The sequence below is a fragment of the Kocuria salina genome (assembly GCF_013368965.1).
In the GTDB taxonomy this organism is placed as follows: Bacteria; Actinomycetota; Actinomycetes; order Actinomycetales; family Micrococcaceae; genus Kocuria; species Kocuria rosea.
Map to the genome: position 1 here is coordinate 1 of NZ_SSSF01000018.1, position 15493 is coordinate 15493.

15 protein-coding genes and 1 tRNA gene are annotated in these 15493 nt (G+C 67.5%); 7 read left to right on the forward strand and 9 right to left on the reverse strand.

What is annotated here, in order from left to right:
- Positions 1–467 precede the first annotated feature (467 nt).
- The 3 genes from glgX to E7Z53_RS18735 all read left to right on the forward strand — a co-directional run bounded on the left by glgX (position 468) and on the right by E7Z53_RS18735 (position 3717).
- Positions 468–2657: a glycogen debranching protein GlgX gene (glgX, locus tag E7Z53_RS18725; RefSeq protein ID WP_095651879.1), complete on the forward strand. Its 2190-nt coding sequence runs from the start codon at positions 468–470 to the stop codon at positions 2655–2657.
- 238 nt (positions 2658–2895) lie between these two features.
- Positions 2896–2969: transfer RNA gene (locus tag E7Z53_RS18730), tRNA-Gln, on the forward strand.
- Positions 2970–3321: 352 nt separating this feature from the next.
- Positions 3322–3717 carry an Hsp20/alpha crystallin family protein gene (locus E7Z53_RS18735; protein WP_095651880.1) on the forward strand — a complete coding sequence of 132 codons (396 nt, stop codon included), beginning with the start codon at positions 3322–3324 and terminating at the stop codon, positions 3715–3717.
- A gap of 392 nt (positions 3718–4109) precedes the next feature.
- On the opposite strand, the gene E7Z53_RS18740 is transcribed toward E7Z53_RS18735, so the two are convergent.
- The 5 genes from E7Z53_RS18740 to E7Z53_RS18760 all read right to left on the reverse strand — a co-directional run bounded on the left by E7Z53_RS18740 (position 4110) and on the right by E7Z53_RS18760 (position 6085).
- Positions 4110–4406 carry a hypothetical protein gene (locus tag E7Z53_RS18740; protein WP_136341372.1) on the reverse strand — a complete coding sequence of 99 codons (297 nt, stop codon included), beginning with the start codon at positions 4404–4406 and terminating at the stop codon, positions 4110–4112.
- A gap of 84 nt (positions 4407–4490) precedes the next feature.
- Positions 4491–4682, reverse strand: a complete 192-nt coding sequence (locus E7Z53_RS18745) for a hypothetical protein (protein ID WP_095651882.1) — start codon at positions 4680–4682, stop codon at positions 4491–4493.
- Positions 4679–4906: a zf-TFIIB domain-containing protein gene (locus E7Z53_RS18750; RefSeq protein WP_095651883.1), complete on the reverse strand. Its 228-nt coding sequence runs from the start codon at positions 4904–4906 to the stop codon at positions 4679–4681. Before E7Z53_RS18750 ends, E7Z53_RS18745 begins: the two co-directional genes overlap by 4 nt.
- 109 nt (positions 4907–5015) lie before the next feature.
- Positions 5016–5681 carry a hypothetical protein gene (locus E7Z53_RS18755; protein ID WP_136341371.1) on the reverse strand — a complete coding sequence of 222 codons (666 nt, stop codon included), beginning with the start codon at positions 5679–5681 and terminating at the stop codon, positions 5016–5018.
- Positions 5682–5740: 59 nt separating this feature from the next.
- Positions 5741–6085: a hypothetical protein gene (locus E7Z53_RS18760; protein ID WP_176338578.1), complete on the reverse strand. Its 345-nt coding sequence runs from the start codon at positions 6083–6085 to the stop codon at positions 5741–5743.
- 459 nt (positions 6086–6544) lie between these two features.
- Between E7Z53_RS18760 and E7Z53_RS18765 the strand changes: the two genes are divergently transcribed.
- The 4 genes from E7Z53_RS18765 to E7Z53_RS18780 all read left to right on the forward strand — a co-directional run bounded on the left by E7Z53_RS18765 (position 6545) and on the right by E7Z53_RS18780 (position 10906).
- Complete coding sequence (locus tag E7Z53_RS18765; RefSeq protein ID WP_095651886.1) at positions 6545–7498, forward strand: oxidoreductase; 954 nt, start codon at positions 6545–6547, stop codon at positions 7496–7498.
- Positions 7498–8127, forward strand: a complete 630-nt coding sequence (locus E7Z53_RS18770; RefSeq protein ID WP_095651887.1) for a TetR/AcrR family transcriptional regulator — start codon at positions 7498–7500, stop codon at positions 8125–8127. The genes E7Z53_RS18765 and E7Z53_RS18770 overlap by 1 nt, the downstream gene beginning before the upstream one ends.
- Before the next feature lie 272 nt (positions 8128–8399).
- A complete protein-coding gene (locus E7Z53_RS18775) occupies positions 8400–9101 on the forward strand; it encodes a dienelactone hydrolase family protein (RefSeq protein WP_165440223.1) in 702 nt (233 codons plus the stop codon).
- A gap of 485 nt (positions 9102–9586) precedes the next feature.
- Positions 9587–10906: an IS256 family transposase gene (locus tag E7Z53_RS18780; RefSeq protein ID WP_217905963.1), complete on the forward strand. Its 1320-nt coding sequence runs from the start codon at positions 9587–9589 to the stop codon at positions 10904–10906.
- A 23-nt stretch (positions 10907–10929) separates the two neighbouring features.
- Here the strand turns inward: E7Z53_RS18780 and E7Z53_RS18785 are convergent, their stop codons facing one another.
- From E7Z53_RS18785 to E7Z53_RS18800, 4 genes are all read right to left on the reverse strand, one after another.
- The gene (locus E7Z53_RS18785; protein WP_095651829.1) at positions 10930–11616 is read right to left on the reverse strand and encodes a TetR/AcrR family transcriptional regulator; all 687 of its coding nucleotides are present in this window, start codon (positions 11614–11616) and stop codon (positions 10930–10932) included.
- A gap of 23 nt (positions 11617–11639) precedes the next feature.
- Positions 11640–12932, reverse strand: coding sequence for an ABC transporter permease (locus E7Z53_RS18790; RefSeq protein WP_095651828.1), 1293 nt, complete (start codon positions 12930–12932; stop codon positions 11640–11642).
- Positions 12929–13639: an ABC transporter ATP-binding protein gene (locus E7Z53_RS18795; protein ID WP_410200017.1), complete on the reverse strand. Its 711-nt coding sequence runs from the start codon at positions 13637–13639 to the stop codon at positions 12929–12931. Before E7Z53_RS18795 ends, E7Z53_RS18790 begins: the two co-directional genes overlap by 4 nt.
- Before the next feature lie 870 nt (positions 13640–14509).
- Positions 14510–15487 carry an aldo/keto reductase gene (locus E7Z53_RS18800; protein ID WP_095651826.1) on the reverse strand — a complete coding sequence of 326 codons (978 nt, stop codon included), beginning with the start codon at positions 15485–15487 and terminating at the stop codon, positions 14510–14512.
- Positions 15488–15493 lie beyond the last annotated feature (6 nt).

Sequence of the window (15493 nt, forward strand, 5' to 3'; positions counted from 1 at the left end):
CGGCCGCCTACTGCACGCCCGACCTGCAGCAACGCCAACGCACATGATTTAGCGTTGCTCGTGGCACCTGCCGATGACACCGGCCCGCGCCAGCTGTCCTACCGTGATCCTGGCGCAGCGCCCTTTCAGGTGCGTGTTCGGGCAGTGAGCCGAGCCTGACCGGAGCCTCAGAGTAGGAACGATCAGCAGCTACGAACAAGGCAACTTCTGCGCCAGCCGGTTCTTTGCAGTACTGGTTACGGGACCGACCAGATCAAGGGGGCGACCAAATCCTGGTGGGGAGTATCCGTCGGCGGCCCCGCATACGGTGCCTCAGCGCGGTCGCCGTCCTGCGGCCGTGGCCGCCGCATTATGGTGGGGTCGCCGGGAAGAGGATTCGTGCCCCTGTGATCGGCGGGGCCGAAGCCGGCAGGATCACGGGATGTTGCTGCGGGTGGCTGACCGGTTCGAGGCGGCGGAGGACAAGAATGGATGTGTGGACGGGCAGCCCCTATCCGTTGGGGGCGACCTACGACGGCAACGGCACGAACTTCGCCGTGTTCAGTGAGACGGCCACGGCCGTGCACCTGTGCTTGTTCGACGCCGAGGGCTCCGAGCACCGGATCCCGCTGGAGGCCGTGGACGCCTTCGTGTGGCACTGCTATTTGCCGCACGTGATCCCCGGTCAGAAGTACGGGTACCGCGTGGAGGGCCCCTATGACCCCACCCGCGGTGTGCGGTGCAACCCGGCCAAACTGCTGCTGGACCCCTATGCCAAGGCCATCAGCGGAGACGTGCGCTGGAGTCCGGCGGTGTTCTCCCACTACCCCGGGGATCCCGGATCATTCAATGCCGAGGACTCGGCCGCCTCCACGATGAGGTCGGTGGTGATCAGCCCGTTTTTCGACTGGCAGGGCGACCGGCCCCTGCGGATCCCGTACCACGACTCGGTGATCTACGAGGCCCACGTCAAGGGTATGACCATGCGCCACCCCGAGGTCCCGGCCGCAGAGCGAGGGACCTACGCCGGGCTCGCCCACCCGGCGGTGATCGCCCACCTCACGAAGCTCGGGGTGACGGCGATCGAGCTGATGCCGGTGCACCAGTTCGTCCACGACGGGGGCCTGCTGGAGAAGGGCCTGTCCAACTACTGGGGCTACAACACCATCGGGTTCTTCGCCCCGCACAACGCCTACAGCTCCACCGCCGAACCGGGCCAGCAGGTCCAGGAGTTCAAGGCCATGGTCCGGTCCCTGCACCAGGCCGGGATCGAGGTGATCCTCGACGTGGTGTACAACCACACCGCCGAGGGCAACCACCTGGGCCCCACCCTGGCGTTCAAGGGCCTCGACAACTCCGCCTACTACCGGCTGGTCGAAGACGAGAAGCAGTACTACATGGACTACACCGGCACCGGCAACACCCTCAACGTCCGCCACCCGCACTCCCTGCAGCTGATCATGGACTCCCTGCGCTACTGGGTGACGCAGATGCACGTGGACGGCTTCCGCTTCGACCTGGCCGCGACCTTGGCCCGGGAGTTCTACGACGTGGACCGGCTGGCCAGTTTCTTCGACCTGGTCCAGCAGGACCCGGTGGTCTCCCAGGTCAAGCTGATCGCCGAGCCCTGGGACATCGGCCCCGGGGGCTATCAGGTGGGGAACTTCCCGCCGCAGTGGACGGAGTGGAACGGCAGGTACCGCGACGCGGTGCGCGACTTCTGGCGTGGGGCCCCTGCGACGCTCGGGGAGTTCGCCTCACGGCTGGCCGGTTCGGCGGATCTCTACGAGTCCTCCGGGCGCCGCCCGTTCGCCTCGATCAACTTCGTCACCGCCCACGACGGCTTCACCCTGCGCGACCTGGTCTCCTACAACGACAAGCACAACGAGGCCAACGGTGAGAGCAACAACGACGGGGAGTCCCACAACCGCTCCTGGAACTGCGGGGTGGAAGGCCCCACCAACGACCCGCAGGTCCTCGCCTTACGTGCCCAGCAACAACGCAACTTCCTGGCCACCCTGCTGCTCTCCCAAGGAGTGCCGATGCTGGTGCACGGGGACGAGCTGGGCCGCACCCAGGGCGGGAACAACAACGCCTACTGCCAGGATAACGAGCTGACCTGGATCGACTGGGAAACCATGGACGGCCCCCTGGCCGAGTTCGTCGCCGCCGTGGCCCGGCTGCGCCGTCAGCACCCCACGTTCCGGCGCAACCGGTTCTTCAGCGGCCGGCCCGTGGACCGCGAGCAGGGCCAACCCTTGCCCGACATCGTGTGGCTGAACCCCGATGCCTCCCCCATGGTGCCCGCTGACTGGGGCCAGCCGCTGGCGCGCGCCCTGGGCGTCTTCTACAACGGGGCGGCCATCGGCAAGGACTGGCGCGGACGCACCATCACGGACGTGAACTTCCTGCTGTGTTTCAACTCCCACGACGGGCCCGTGACCTTCATCCTTCCACCGGCCGAATACGCCGTGGAGTGGGAGATCGTCCTGGACACCGCCGGCAAGAGCGCCAGCACCAGCCTCGTGGCCGCCGACGCACCCCTGGAAGTGGCCGGCAAGTCCGTGCTCATCCTGCGCGCCTACACCGCCCCACCGGCAGAACCCGATCACTCCGTGGCCGCGTCCTTGGCCATCCTCACCGCTGGCACCGACGCAGCCGCCCCGTCCACCAGCTGAAGATTCTTGCGCGGAAGCATCACCCCTCCACCGAGACACTCGTTCCTCACCCCCGGCCTATGACCAGGCACCTGAACCAGGTCGTACCGAGCCACACGCCGGGACCCACCCGGGGAGCACTGCCACCCCGCAGTGGACCTCGGGTCCTCGAATCAGCCCCGACCCAGCACGGACACCGGAGCCTGGGAATGGGCGCACCCCGATCCCACGTTGAAATCCTCGCCCACCCTGTGGGCGGTGCCTGCTAGCACAACTGGTAGTTGCACCGGTTTCTGGCACCGGGGGTTCCAGGTTCGAATCCTGGGCAGGCAGCACAGCCCAGCCACCGCACAACGTGCAGCCAGGGATCTGATCGGCAAGCCGCCCCGGTCCCCGACCGGTGGTCGAGGACCGGGCGAGCCCCACAGCCGGCCGTTGCGCCGACGACTTCCCCTATGAACGTGGAACCACGGCCGGCGCGGATGACGTTTCACCGGCGCCGGAAACAGACCTTTTGCGCCCCGCCTCCGGTGCTTATCCTGGAAACGTCCCTGTGAGAGCACCTCCGGCCCCCGTTCGACGGGTCCACGGCCTCCGGTTGACGGGCCGCCCCGACGACGCCGGGGCCGGGCCCGAGGAGAGGAGGCAAGTGATGGCTGGACTGATGCGCAGGGAAGCTCTCGACATGCTGGAGCCTTTCCGCCGACTGCTGGAAGGCGACGTGCCGTCGGACCTGCAGGTGTCCTGGCCCAAGGTCGAGGAGTTCCAGGACGGCGAGGCCATGGTGATCCGAGCGGAGCTGCCCGACATCGACCCGCAGCAGGACGTGGAGCTCACCGTGGTCAACGACATGCTGCGGTTGCGGGCCGAGCGCCGCCAGAAGTCCGAGCACAAGGACAAGGCCACCTACCGTTCGGAGTTCCGCTACGGCTCCTTCGTGCGCACCCTGCCGTTGCCGGCCGGGACCAAGGAGGAGGACATCACCGCGACCTACAAGGACGGGGTGCTCGAGGTCCGGGCCCCGGTGACCGCACCCGACCAGCTGCCCGGGACCAAGAAGATCCCCGTCACCCGCGGCTGACCACCACCGATACCCACCCGAAGGTCGGTGGCTCGAGCGCCTCGCTCGGGCCACCGACCCTCTTCCGGCATGCACCGCGCGTCGCGGACATCCGCTGATTCCCGGCCTCGGCAAGGACCGGCACGCAGGGGACCGGGCATCCTCCGCGATCCACCGTCGCGATCGCCCACCTGTGTCACCGTTCTCCGGGGCGCTCACCGCGCTGTCAAAGACCGGATCCGACGGACAAGCTCGTGCCTGCCCCCCTCCGCACGAGAACCGTCGGACCGACGACCGGCCATATGTGAAGCGGCTTCTGGCCCGTTCCACAGGTGGGATCAGGGGGTGAGGATGGGGTTGGTGCGGTCACAGGAAAGGAAGCCGCGGACGAGTTGTTGCTCAACGCCAGGGCCCTACAGCTGAGCCAGCCGTTCCCGTAGCTGCGCGACCTCCCGGTCCATCGGCGGCTCAGCGAGGTTGCGCTCGGCCCAGGCGAAGAACCGCTGCGCCTCATCGAGCAACGAGTCGAGGAACGGGGCGGGCTCCACCATCACCCGGGTCTCGTCGGTGGAGAAGAACACCTTGCCCTTGACCGTCTCCAGCACCACCGGCAGCGGCTGGTCCGGGTAGGAGGTCTCCCCGCGGCCGGTGTCCAGGAACTCCTCGACCACATGGAGCAGGTAGCACCACAGCGCCGAGACGTGATCCACCACCCCCAACGGCAACAGCTCGACCCCCTGGTAGCGCAGCCGGATCTCGTCCTCGCTCCAGTCCCGGTCCCAACGCCGACGGGACTACCACAACGCGGCTACCTCGGCCTCGTGCTCGAAAATGTCCAGCAGGTAGTCCTGAGGATTGGCGGCCACCTTGACGGGGTCAAAAATCGGTCCGCCCTTGAGGATCAGCGTGGTGCTGCTCAGCCGCGCGGTGCGCTGGTACTGCGCCCACGCCGAGTCACCCGTGGTGGCAGCCCATGGCTTGCTCACGAGGCGGGCGCCTCGTCGAGGCGGTGCAGCTCGCTCCACAGCGGCGGCCGGCTGCGCAGGAGGAGGAACTGCTCGATGGTCGTCAGGGGCGGGCCCGGCAGCTCATCGGTGGCCTCCCACACGCCGTCGCACTCATCGCACACGCGGATGGTCTCGTTCGTGGCGTTCACCTGCCAGGTGGCAAGGACGCCGGTGTCACAGGCCGGGCACTCATCGGGGTTCATCGCAGCTCCTTCCTTCGGATCTCTCCCGGCCAGGTACCGGGATCGTGATGCGGATCGGCTGAGGACCCCGCCGCGCTGGGGCGACAGCGCTCATGAGGTCCTCGAGTGATCAGATTCTGCCCCGGATCACCCCGGCGGCGGAAGACCGCGCCTCTCGCCCGTCCGGCAACGCCCATCCCGGGCCGCGGGTGCGCACCGGGCGCCCCGCGCCCACCTGATCGGCCAGGGCGCACCGGCCTTCACCGTGTCGCGGGGTTGGTCCGCCCTGGTTCAGAGGTGAGTGGCGAGAATGGCGCGGCCACGGATGAAGACATCTCGGATGAGCCGTTGTTCCTCGACCGTGAAGCAGGGCCGGTAGTCCTCCCCGGCAGGGGTGACGCTGGGGGAGGTTGTTGCCGAAGAACAGCTTGTCGTAGCACTGCTGCCACGCCTCTCCGGTGTCATCGAGGGTGGCCGAGACGCTGCGGGCGATGTCGGCGAACAGATTCCACGCATCCAACACCTGCGCGCGGATCTCTTCGGAGGCGAGAAGCTCCAGCAGCTCCTCGACGTCGTCGAGAACCTGCACGGCCCCATCGCTGTCCTTCAGCTCGAGGCCGTGCCGGGCGGCCACGGTGGTGAGGTCCTCGGTGGTGAAAGCGGTGACGATTCTCCCGTCCAAGACGAGGACCGCGTCGATGTCCTCCTCAGTGACCTGGGTGCCGTCATCGGTCTGCCAAATCAGTGCACGGTCGCAACCGTTGAACCGGACCCACACCGGATACGAAAGCCTCATTCCCGCACCCTACCCAGCAGGCGCCGACAGAACGGGCAACCGACTGCGTTGGGTGGGCCTCAAGCATCCTCGATGCGCAACTCCGCCAGAGGTGGGTGGTGATCGGCGTTGGCCCAGGTGATCTCCACCCCGCCGGCGTGGCCCTGCTCGTGCCACAGATACACGCCCAAGGCCTCAACGGGGGTGGCGTCGCTGACAGCGTGGAACCACAGCGGACACTCGGTGTTCTCCGGAAGCCGGGGCGTGTTCGGGTCCACGGTGAAGTCTAAGCAACCGCAGTCCTGGGCCTCGGTGATCCTCAAGGAATCGAACTGTTCTTTCAGCACCGGTGCCAGCGGGCCGCTGTGGAGCAAGATCTGGGACAACAGCCGCCGCTGAGAACCGGTCGGCGGTGTCTCATCCATCCGGACAGCCTATGCACTGCCTGGCCAGCCATCGCCCGGCACGCCACACGTGGCCCAGCAAGGCCAGCACAGTCGGGAACGCCTCCGGGCGTCCTCGGCCTCCTGCCGGGCGGAGACCAGTCGCGCTTCACGCTTGGTGACTTCCTCCGGCAGTGCCCGCACCTGATTCCCAACCACTGGAGCCCGGTAATGACGAGGGTGAGCGATGCTGTACCTAGAGCGCCGACGAAGAGGCCTCGGAACAGCACCCTGGTGAGGCTTCGGAGCGGGATGGCCGGCGATCCGCCGGTAGTTGGAAACCCCGGACCAGATTCGTTCTGGGGGTCCGGTCTGTGACCGGTCCGATAGTTGTATCGGTCAGGGGCATGCCGATGCTCGGGTGGGCGCGAGATGCGGCCCCGACGGTGCGGTGCCGCCCCGAAGCGGACACCGTCAGTCCGTTTCGGCTATGGTCAGGTCATGACGAACACGACGACATCTCCGGCCTGGTCGCTGGCCGACATCCCCTCTCTGGCCGGGCGCACGGCCGTGGTCACCGGCGCGAACAGCGGCATCGGGTTGCGCACCGCGATCGAGCTGGACCGTCGGGGCGCGGTGGTGACCCTGGCCTGCCGCGATCCGCGGCGTGGTGAGCGGGCTCTGGCCGAGCTGGTCGAGGAGACGGGGTCGAGCACTGCCAGGCTCGGACAGCTGGACCTGGCCGACCTCTCCTCGGTGCGTGCGTTCGCCTCGGCGTGGGACGGCCCGTTGGACCTGCTGGTGGCCAATGCCGGCATCATGGCCGTCCCCCAGGGTCGGACGGCTGACGGCTTCGAGCGCCAGCTGGGCACCAACCACCTCGGCCATTTCGCCCTCACCGGGTTGCTGTTGCCGGCCCTGCGCCAAGCGGAGGCGGGCAGGGTCGTGGTCGTCTCCAGCAACGCGCACTGGTTTGGGCGCATCGACTTCGACGACCTGCAGGGGGTGGGCAGCTACCGGCGGTGGGCGCGGTACGGGCAAAGCAAGCTCGCGAACCTGCTGTTCGTCCACGAGCTGGATCAGCGGCTGCGGGCGGCGGGCGATACTGTGACCGTCGTCGCGGCGCACCCAGGTTTTGCGAGCACCAACCTCACCAGCGGGTTCACTGGTCCTGCGGGCCCGTTGCGCACGGTGGTGCGTGCCCTGGAGTCGGGCATTGCGCAGCCCGCCGCCGCCGCGGCCCTGCCGTCCCTGCGCGCTGCGACGATGCCCGAGGTCCGCGGCGGCGAGTACTACGGGCCTGGCGGCCTCGGCCAGGGGCGCGGGGCCCCGGTGCTCGTCAGCCGCTCCCGTGCTGCAGGCGACGACGCCGTTGCCGCCCGGCTCTGGCAGGTCAGTGAGGACCTGACGGGAGTGACCTACCCGGACCTGCCGGCCCCTGGCGAGGCCCATTGATGGCCGTCGAGCCCAACCCAGCGCCTCCTGTGACGGGGGCACGAGGACGGTCGGACGCGGCACGCAACACTGAAGCCGTCCTGCTCTCCGCGCGTGCGGTGTTCGCCGACCGGGGTGCGAGGGCCACCATTCCCGAGATAGCCCAACGGGCGGGAGTCGGGAACGCCACCGTCTACCGGGCTTTCGGCTCCAAGTCGGGCCTGCTCACCGCGGTGGGTCAGGATCTGCTCAGCTGGGTTTCCCAGCGGGTCGCCGAGGCCGTGGCGGACGCGGCCCAGCACGGCGCCGCGGCGTGGCCGGCTTTCCTGGAGGACCTGTTCGAGCGGCTCCGGACGGACCGCATGACCCTGAGCCTTTTGTGCGGAGAGCTCATTCCAGGTCTGGGCTCGGCCGAGGCCGAGGTTCGCGCAGCGATGGGCGCTCTCGTATCTCGGATGCAGGACGTCGGAGCGCTGCGCCCCGACGTCAACGTGGAGGACGTGACCATCCTCGTCACCGGCTGCGCCACCGGCCTCGACCACGCACGGCAACAAGACCCCGCCCAGTGGCGGCGCTTCGCCGATCATGTGCAACGAGCCCTGGCACCGTCGACGCCGAGTCGGGGGACGACGCCTGCTCCGTCAGGTTGAACCGGGCAGCCCGCGACGTCGCCGGACTCGCCAACTGTTGCAGCTGGTGGGGTGTCCTCGCGTCGAGGGGTATCCAGCCGCCAAGCCCGCGTCGACCGGGCGACCTCAGCGGGGCCGGACCCGCCAGCAACCACCCGTAGCACTGACGCCGGGCACCACCGATTCCCACGTCACAACACCACCCCTAACAACTTCCGTGGTGGCGAGGCTGCCGGTGGCCGGTGATTAACACGGTCCTCCGGGGCGCCTCAGGCGGGGTTAGCATCGCTGCTATGTCGATGATGTCCTTTCCCGCCCCGGCTGGCCCCTTGCCGGGTTATCTGGCCGTTCCCGCCGGGGAGGGGCCCTGGCCGGGGGTGGTCGTGGTCCACGACGCCTTCGGTCTGACCGAGGACATCAAGTCCATCACCGACCGTTTCGCGGCTAACGGCTACCTGGCCCTCTCCCCGGCCCTGTACCGGCGCGGGCGCAGGCCGGCCTGCGTCGTGAGCACCTTCCGATCGCTGTCCAGCGGCAAGGGGAGAGCTGTCGAAGACATCCTCGCCGCCCGCGACCACCTCGTGGCCGATAATCGTTGCTCCGGGAAGGTGGGATCGGTCGGGTTCTGCATGGGTGGCGGCTTCTGCCTCCTGCTGGCACCACGAGGGGTGTTCAACGCGACCGCCCCCAACTACGGGTCGATGCCCACAGACAAGGCGTCACTGACCCGGTCATGCCCTGTCGTGGCCAGCTACGGCGCCGAGGACCGCGCCTTGCCCGGGGCGGCCGATGAGCTGGAGAGGTTCCTGGCCGAGGGTGGGGTGGCACGAGACGTGAAGGAGTACCCGGCCGTGGGTCATTCCTTTATGAATGACTGGAAGACGCCCAGGCCTCTGCGTTTTGTTGAACGCACCGCCGGGCTGGCCTACTCGCAGCCGGAGGCCGAGGACGCCTGGCAACGCATCCTCGACTTCTTCGGCGAGCACCTCCACTAACAAGCAACCACGGCCTCACACATCCCACCCCGTATCCGCCATGACCCTGAAGACCGTCCATCCCCTGACATCGACGGTCTTCACGTTCCCTGCACAGAATCAAAACACCGGACTGGAGACTCTGGAGCCCTTGGAGCGGATCAGCGAAACGTGGGGCAGTCCCTGTCATCGCAGACAGTTGGTGGGCGCGCTTGCCCTTCTGGCGGCGTCGCCCCCTACCCGCCGTTGAAAGCCTTCTGAATCCCACCGGCATCACCCCTCCACCGTGAAGGACCAGTTCCGTCCGCACCAGGCACGGGCCAGGCCGAAAACGGCGGCATGGGTCCCTCCGTCGCAGAGCGACCCCAACCCGATGCGTCCCTCTCAGTGGCGAAGGCGGCAAGTGCCGGCCAGGCCTATCTCACACCCGGTTCGTTGGTTTCGGGGGACTATCGCAGTAACGGTGTAAGAGGCCCAATCGCCCCGTTCGGGGTTGGAGGGTCGACATGAGCGAGAAGATCGAGACACTGGTGGACGTGAGCCCACCGACACCCGGTGACGAGCCGGAAGAGAACGCGCAGCTGAGCGCGGTCGAACAAGACACCGTCCGGGAACTGGTCCGTGCCGCCCGCGCCAGCGGGGCGGCGTTGACCGGTCCCGGCGGGCTGCTGAAGCAGCTGACCAAGATGGTCGTCGAGGCCGCCCTGGACGAGGAGATGAACGAACACCTCGGCTACCAGCCCGGCGAACCCGAGGGGCGGAACCGGGGCAACTCCCGCAACGGGAAACGGGCCAAGACGGTCATCACCGACAACGCCGGCCCCGTCGAGATCGAGGTCCCACGGGACCGGGAAGCCAGCTTCGAGCCGGTGATCGTGCGTAAGCGTCAGCGGCGCCTGACGGACCTGGACCAGGTCGTGCTCTCGCTGTCGGCCAAGGGGCTGACCACCGGGGAGATCAGCGCGCACCTGGGCGAGGTCTACGGCGCGGAGGTCTCCAAGGACACCGTCACCCGCATCACCGACCGCGTCGTGGACGAGATGCAGGCCTGGTGGGCCCGGCCCCTGGAGCAGGTCTACGCGGCGGTCTTCATCGACGCGATCATGGTCAAAGTCAGGGACGGGCAGGTCCGCAACCGGCCCGTGTACGCCGCGATCGGGGTGGACCTGGCCGGGCACAAGGACATCCTGGGCATGTGGGCCGGGGACGGCGACGGGGAGTCGGCGAAATTCTGGTACGCGGTCCTCAACGACCTGAAGTCCCGCGGGGTCAGGGACGTGTTCTTCGTGGTGTGCGACGGGCTCAAGGGCTTGCCCGACAGCGTGAACGCGGTGTTCCCGCTGGCCACGGTGCAGACCTGCATCATCCACCTGATCCGCGGGACGTTCCGGTACGCCTCGAGGAAGTACTGGGACGAGCTCGCCAAGGACCTGAAGCCTGTCTACACGGCCCCGACCGCTGCCGCCGCGGAGGCCGCCCTGGAGGAGGTGGAGGACAAGTGGGGCGCCCAGTACCCGGCGATCAGCCGGCTGTGGCGGGCGGCGTGGAGCGAGTTCGTGCCGTTCTTGGACTACGACGTGGAGATCCGCCGGGTGATCTGCTCGACCAACGCCATCGAGTCCCTCAACGCCCGGTTCCGCAGGGCGGTGCGGGCACGTGGCCACTTCCCGAATGAGCAGTCCGCGATGAAGACGCTGTACCTGGTCGTGCGATCCCTGGACCCGAAGGGCACCGGGCAGACACGATGGGTCACACGGTGGAAGCCGGCGCTGAACGCCTTCGCCATCACCTTCGCCGACCGGATGCCGGCGGCGGAGAACCACTAACCATGGAAACGCCTCTTACACCGTTAGAGCGACAGTCCCGGTTTCGGTTCCGCGGGGGGATCATTCGGATCTGTGGCATGGGGATGGGCCGTGGAGGCGGCCATGATGCTGGTCAGAAGGTTTACGGTGTGCTCCACCGGCGGACGTGGATGCGCCGACTTGCTCTGCGTCCAGGTGGCCATGGTGAAGCGCAGGGCTCCGAGAACGAGATGGGCCATCAGCCCGGCCTGTTCTCGCAGGTCGTTCAGGGACGTCGAGGTGCCGTGGTTCCTGCGCAGTCGCAGGAAGATCAACTCCGTCAGATCGTCGTGGGTGGCATTCATGGCCTCCATCGCTTTGCGGAAGATCTGCGGGTAACGCAGGACCATCTGCATGCGGGCGGCCATCAGCGCGTGATCGGGTTCAGGGTTGCTGGTGGTGAGGCTGTTGCTGACAAGTTCGAGGGCTTCCGCCAGAAGGTTCGTCCCGTCCGAGACGAGGAACTCGCGGGCTAGTCTCTCGTGGATCCGCGGGGCTTGGGTGCCGATGAGAGCCTCGTCCTTCGTCTTGAAGTAGTTGAAGAACGTCCGTTGCGATATGTGGCTCATCTCGCAGATCATCTCCACGGTCACGTGGTCCAGGCCGTGTTCCTGGACCAGTGCGACCGTGTGGCGCTCGATCATGAGGGCTCGGGCGCGCTTCCGCTCGGTGGTCCCGTGGCTGCTGGGCACCTGGGGTCCCGTCCTTTCGGAGGCTATTCGTAGCGCAGGGAGTCGATGGGGTTCTGCTTGGCGGCCTGTCGGGCCGGCAGGGTGCCGGCCAGGAAGGCGATCGCCATGATCAGCAGGATCACCCCGGCCACGGTGGTGGGCTTGAAGAGCATGATGCTTAATCCCGGCAGCCCGGAGAGCGCTCCCTCGGCCAGCGCCGAACTGACGACCGACCCGAGGCCCACGGCCGCACCGGCACCGATCGCACTGCCCAGGAATCCGATGACGACGGCCTCGAGGCTGAACAGGGCGAAGACCCGGCCTCCGCTCATGCCCATGGCCTTCATCAACCCGATCTCTCGGGTGCGTTCCTGCACGCTCATGAGCAACGTGTTGATGATCCCGAAGCTGGCCGCGACGAGGGCAATCACGGCGAAGGCGTTGAGAATGCCCACGATGCCGCTGATGACGGTCTGGATCATCCCCAGCTGATCCTCGGTGGTCTGGGCCGTGAGCCCGGCCTCGGCCAGGGAGGACTTCAGGGCATCGACCTCTTCCTCGGCCAAGGAGGTGTCGAAGTGGGCGATGGCGGCGACGAAACCGGGGGTGCCGGTGCCGATGCCGGCGGACTGGATGTCTGACAGCTCCGCGAGCAGGGCCTCGTTCATGCTCGCCCCGGAGGCAAGCAAGCTCTCCCGTGCGACCCCGACCACGGTCGCCTCCACGGTGTGCTGCTCGCCCAGCACGTCGGTGATACCGAGTCGGACGGTCGAATCGAGGGCCTGCTCGGCGGAGTCGAAGCCCAGCGGTGCCACGTAGGGAGACGGAAGGACGACCTCGTGCTGGGCAGAGCCCCCTTCGAGCTGCCGTCCGGCTTCAAGGTCGGCCCGGGCGATACTGCCCACAGGGTTCGCTGTGAACTCGTAGGCGGTCCCGTCGTCGAAGGAGATGTACTCCGGGGCCACCATGCGTAACGGGTCCGCGTCGAGGACGCCCTCGGTGTCCCGGATCACCTCGAGGTCCTCTGCGGTCAGCGGGTCAGGGACGCCCCGGCCCGGAACAGGTGGTCCGGCAGGAGACTGTGCTGCCTCGGGGTCGTATTCCGCAGGGCCCTCACCGGCGGCTGTGTCCTCGGACGTCTTCTGGACGAAGAGCATGTCCGCCGACCCCATGGCCGAGACCTGCTTGTCCACGTACTGCGCGACACCCGCCCCCACTGCGCTCGTCAAGGTCAGGGTAAATGCTCCCACGAAGATCGCCAGCACGGTCAAGGTGGTGCGCAGCTTGGAGCGGAAGGTGTTGGCCACCGCTGAGGAGATCAGGTCCGGGGCGTTCATGCCTGGCTCGCTTCTGTTGCGCTGTCGTGGGCCGACGGAGTCGTGCGTTCGATCAGCCCGTCGCGCACGAAGACCTGCCGGTCGCAGCGGGCAGCGAGGTCGACGTCGTGGGTCACCACGATCAGGGTGATGCCCTTGTCCCTGTTCAGGCCAAAGAGAATGTCCTCCACGGTGGCACCGGTGGCCGTGTCCAGATTTCCGGTCGGCTCGTCAGCGAAGATGATGCTGGGCTCGTTCACCAGCGCACGACTGATCACGGCTCGTTGCTTTTGCCCGCCGGAGAGGTCCGTCGCCTTGTTCCCGGCCTTGTCCGCCAGTTCCATCCGCTCCAGCACCGCCATACCCGCCCGGCGCCGTTCGGCCGCGCTGACCCCGGCGATTTTCAGCGGTAGCACGACGTTGTCCAGCACTGACGTGTTCGGTGTGAGGAAGAACTGCTGAAACACGAACCCGAACTGCTGGTTGCGCAGCGTGTTGAGCTGCTTGGCCGACAATTTGCGCGCATCCAGCCCGGTGACCCGCAGCGAGCCGGCGTCCGGTTCGTCCAGCAGAGCCAGGATGTGCATGAGCGTGGACTTGCCCGAACCGCTCTTCCCCACAATGGCCACGCTCTCCCCTGCGGCCACCTGCAGCGACACCCCCTTCAACGCGTCAAAACGCGTCGCCCCTGACCCGTAAGACTTAGTGATGCCCTGGGCGTCGACCACTAGTTTCCCGGTCACCATTGGTCTGTCCTCATGCTGCGCCAACCTCTCCCCGTCACATATCTGCAGTTACTGCAAGATTTGATGTACTCGCTGCAAATTAGCAGTTGCACCTGATCGGATGCTGCGAAGCGGGTCCCGGCCCGGCGGTACCGTCACCGGGGCCCGGCTCGGACGATGACAGGGCGATCCTGGGCAGGATCGCGTTGATGCTTACTGCCGAGGACCGGCAGCGGGGGGAACCAGCCGCCCCACGGGTTGCTGGACGTCGGAAGGGATGACGTTCCGGGGCAGCTGGGCCTGAATCCGCCGACGTGGGTTTTCCGGTGATGTGATCAGGAGCTGGCCGGCGGTTGCTGACTCTGGACGTGCGGGACTGACCCCGGCCTGCCAGGCCTTGCCGCTTCGGGTCCTCGTTGATGCGGTCAGGGAAGAATGATCAGGCGAAGTCGGGTCCCGGGTGGTGTAGCGCGGTGGCCTTGTTCGTCGTTCCGGACGAGAGCGCGGTCACCGCGGTCACCGCGCTACACCACTGTCAGGGGCTCCACTGCGGAGCTGCAGAGCGCTGCGGACTTCGGACCAATGCGCAGCATCGGACTGCCCCCAAGACGGGCGGCAAGCCACCGGGGCCGGCGCCGTGGGAAGGCGGGGTGAGAAGGGCCCCGCTTCGTATGGGTTTCCCCACCACACCCGTGCCCTGATTCTGTGCGCCGGTTGGTTGATCGTCCTGCTGCCCGGGATGGAGGAGCTTAGGAGCAGCGGGATCCGACGTTGTCAGGGGCGCCATGGGTTCCGGCGCCGAGGTCGACTCCCAAGGCTCAGGAGCCGGCGTTCATGGCGTTCTGGCGTTTCTTCTCAGCGGCGGCCGGGTCCCTACTGGTTGACCGCGGACATGTCCTCGTAGCGGTCACCGGCCGGGGCGGCGACCTGGTCTAGTGCGGCCAGGTGCTCGTTGGTGAGCTCGATCGCGTCCGCGGCGGCGTTCTCCTCCAGGTAGCTCACCCGCTTGGTGCCCGGGATCGGGGCGATGTCATCGCCCTGGGCCAGCAGCCAGGCCAGGGCCACCTGCCCGGGCTTGGCGCCCAGCTCGGCGGCCACCGCGTCCACCTGCTCCACGATGCGGATGTTGTGCTGCAGGTTCTCCCCGGCGAAGCGGGGGTTGTTGCGACGGAAGTCCCCCTCGTCCAGCTGCTCGATGGAGCGGATGGTGCCGGTGAGGAAGCCCCGGCCCAGTGGGGAGTACGGCACGAACCCGATACCCAGTTCCCGCACCGTGGGCAGGATCTCGTGTTCCGGCTCCCGGGACCACAAGGAGTACTCGGTCTGCAACGCGGTCACCGGGTGCACCGCCTGTGCCCGGCGGATCGTGGCCGGGGCCGCTTCGGAGAGCCCGATGTGACGGATCTTGCCCTCCTGGACCAGTTCGGCCAGGGCCCCCATGGTCTCCTCCACCGGGGTGGCCGGGTCCATGCGGTGCTGGTAGTACAGGTCGATGTAGTCGGTGTTCAACCGCTTCAGCGAGCCCTCCACCGACAGCCGCACGTTCTGCGCGCTGCCGTCCAACCCGGGGCTGTCGCCGGCGCGGTGGGAGATAGTGCCGAACTTGGTGGCGACCACGACCTCCGAGCGGCGGGAGCCCAAGGCCCTGCCCAGCAGTTCCTCGTTGGCGTAGGGGCCGTACATCTCCGCGGTGTCGAAGAACGTGATGCCCAGATCCAGGGCCCGGTGGATCGTGGCGATCGACTCGGACTCATTGGCGCCGCTGCCGGTGTAGAACGCCGACATGCCCATGCATCCCAGCCCCAGGCGGGAGACCTCAAGCCCTGCGGTGCCCAAAGTGACGTGCTTCATGGTGGT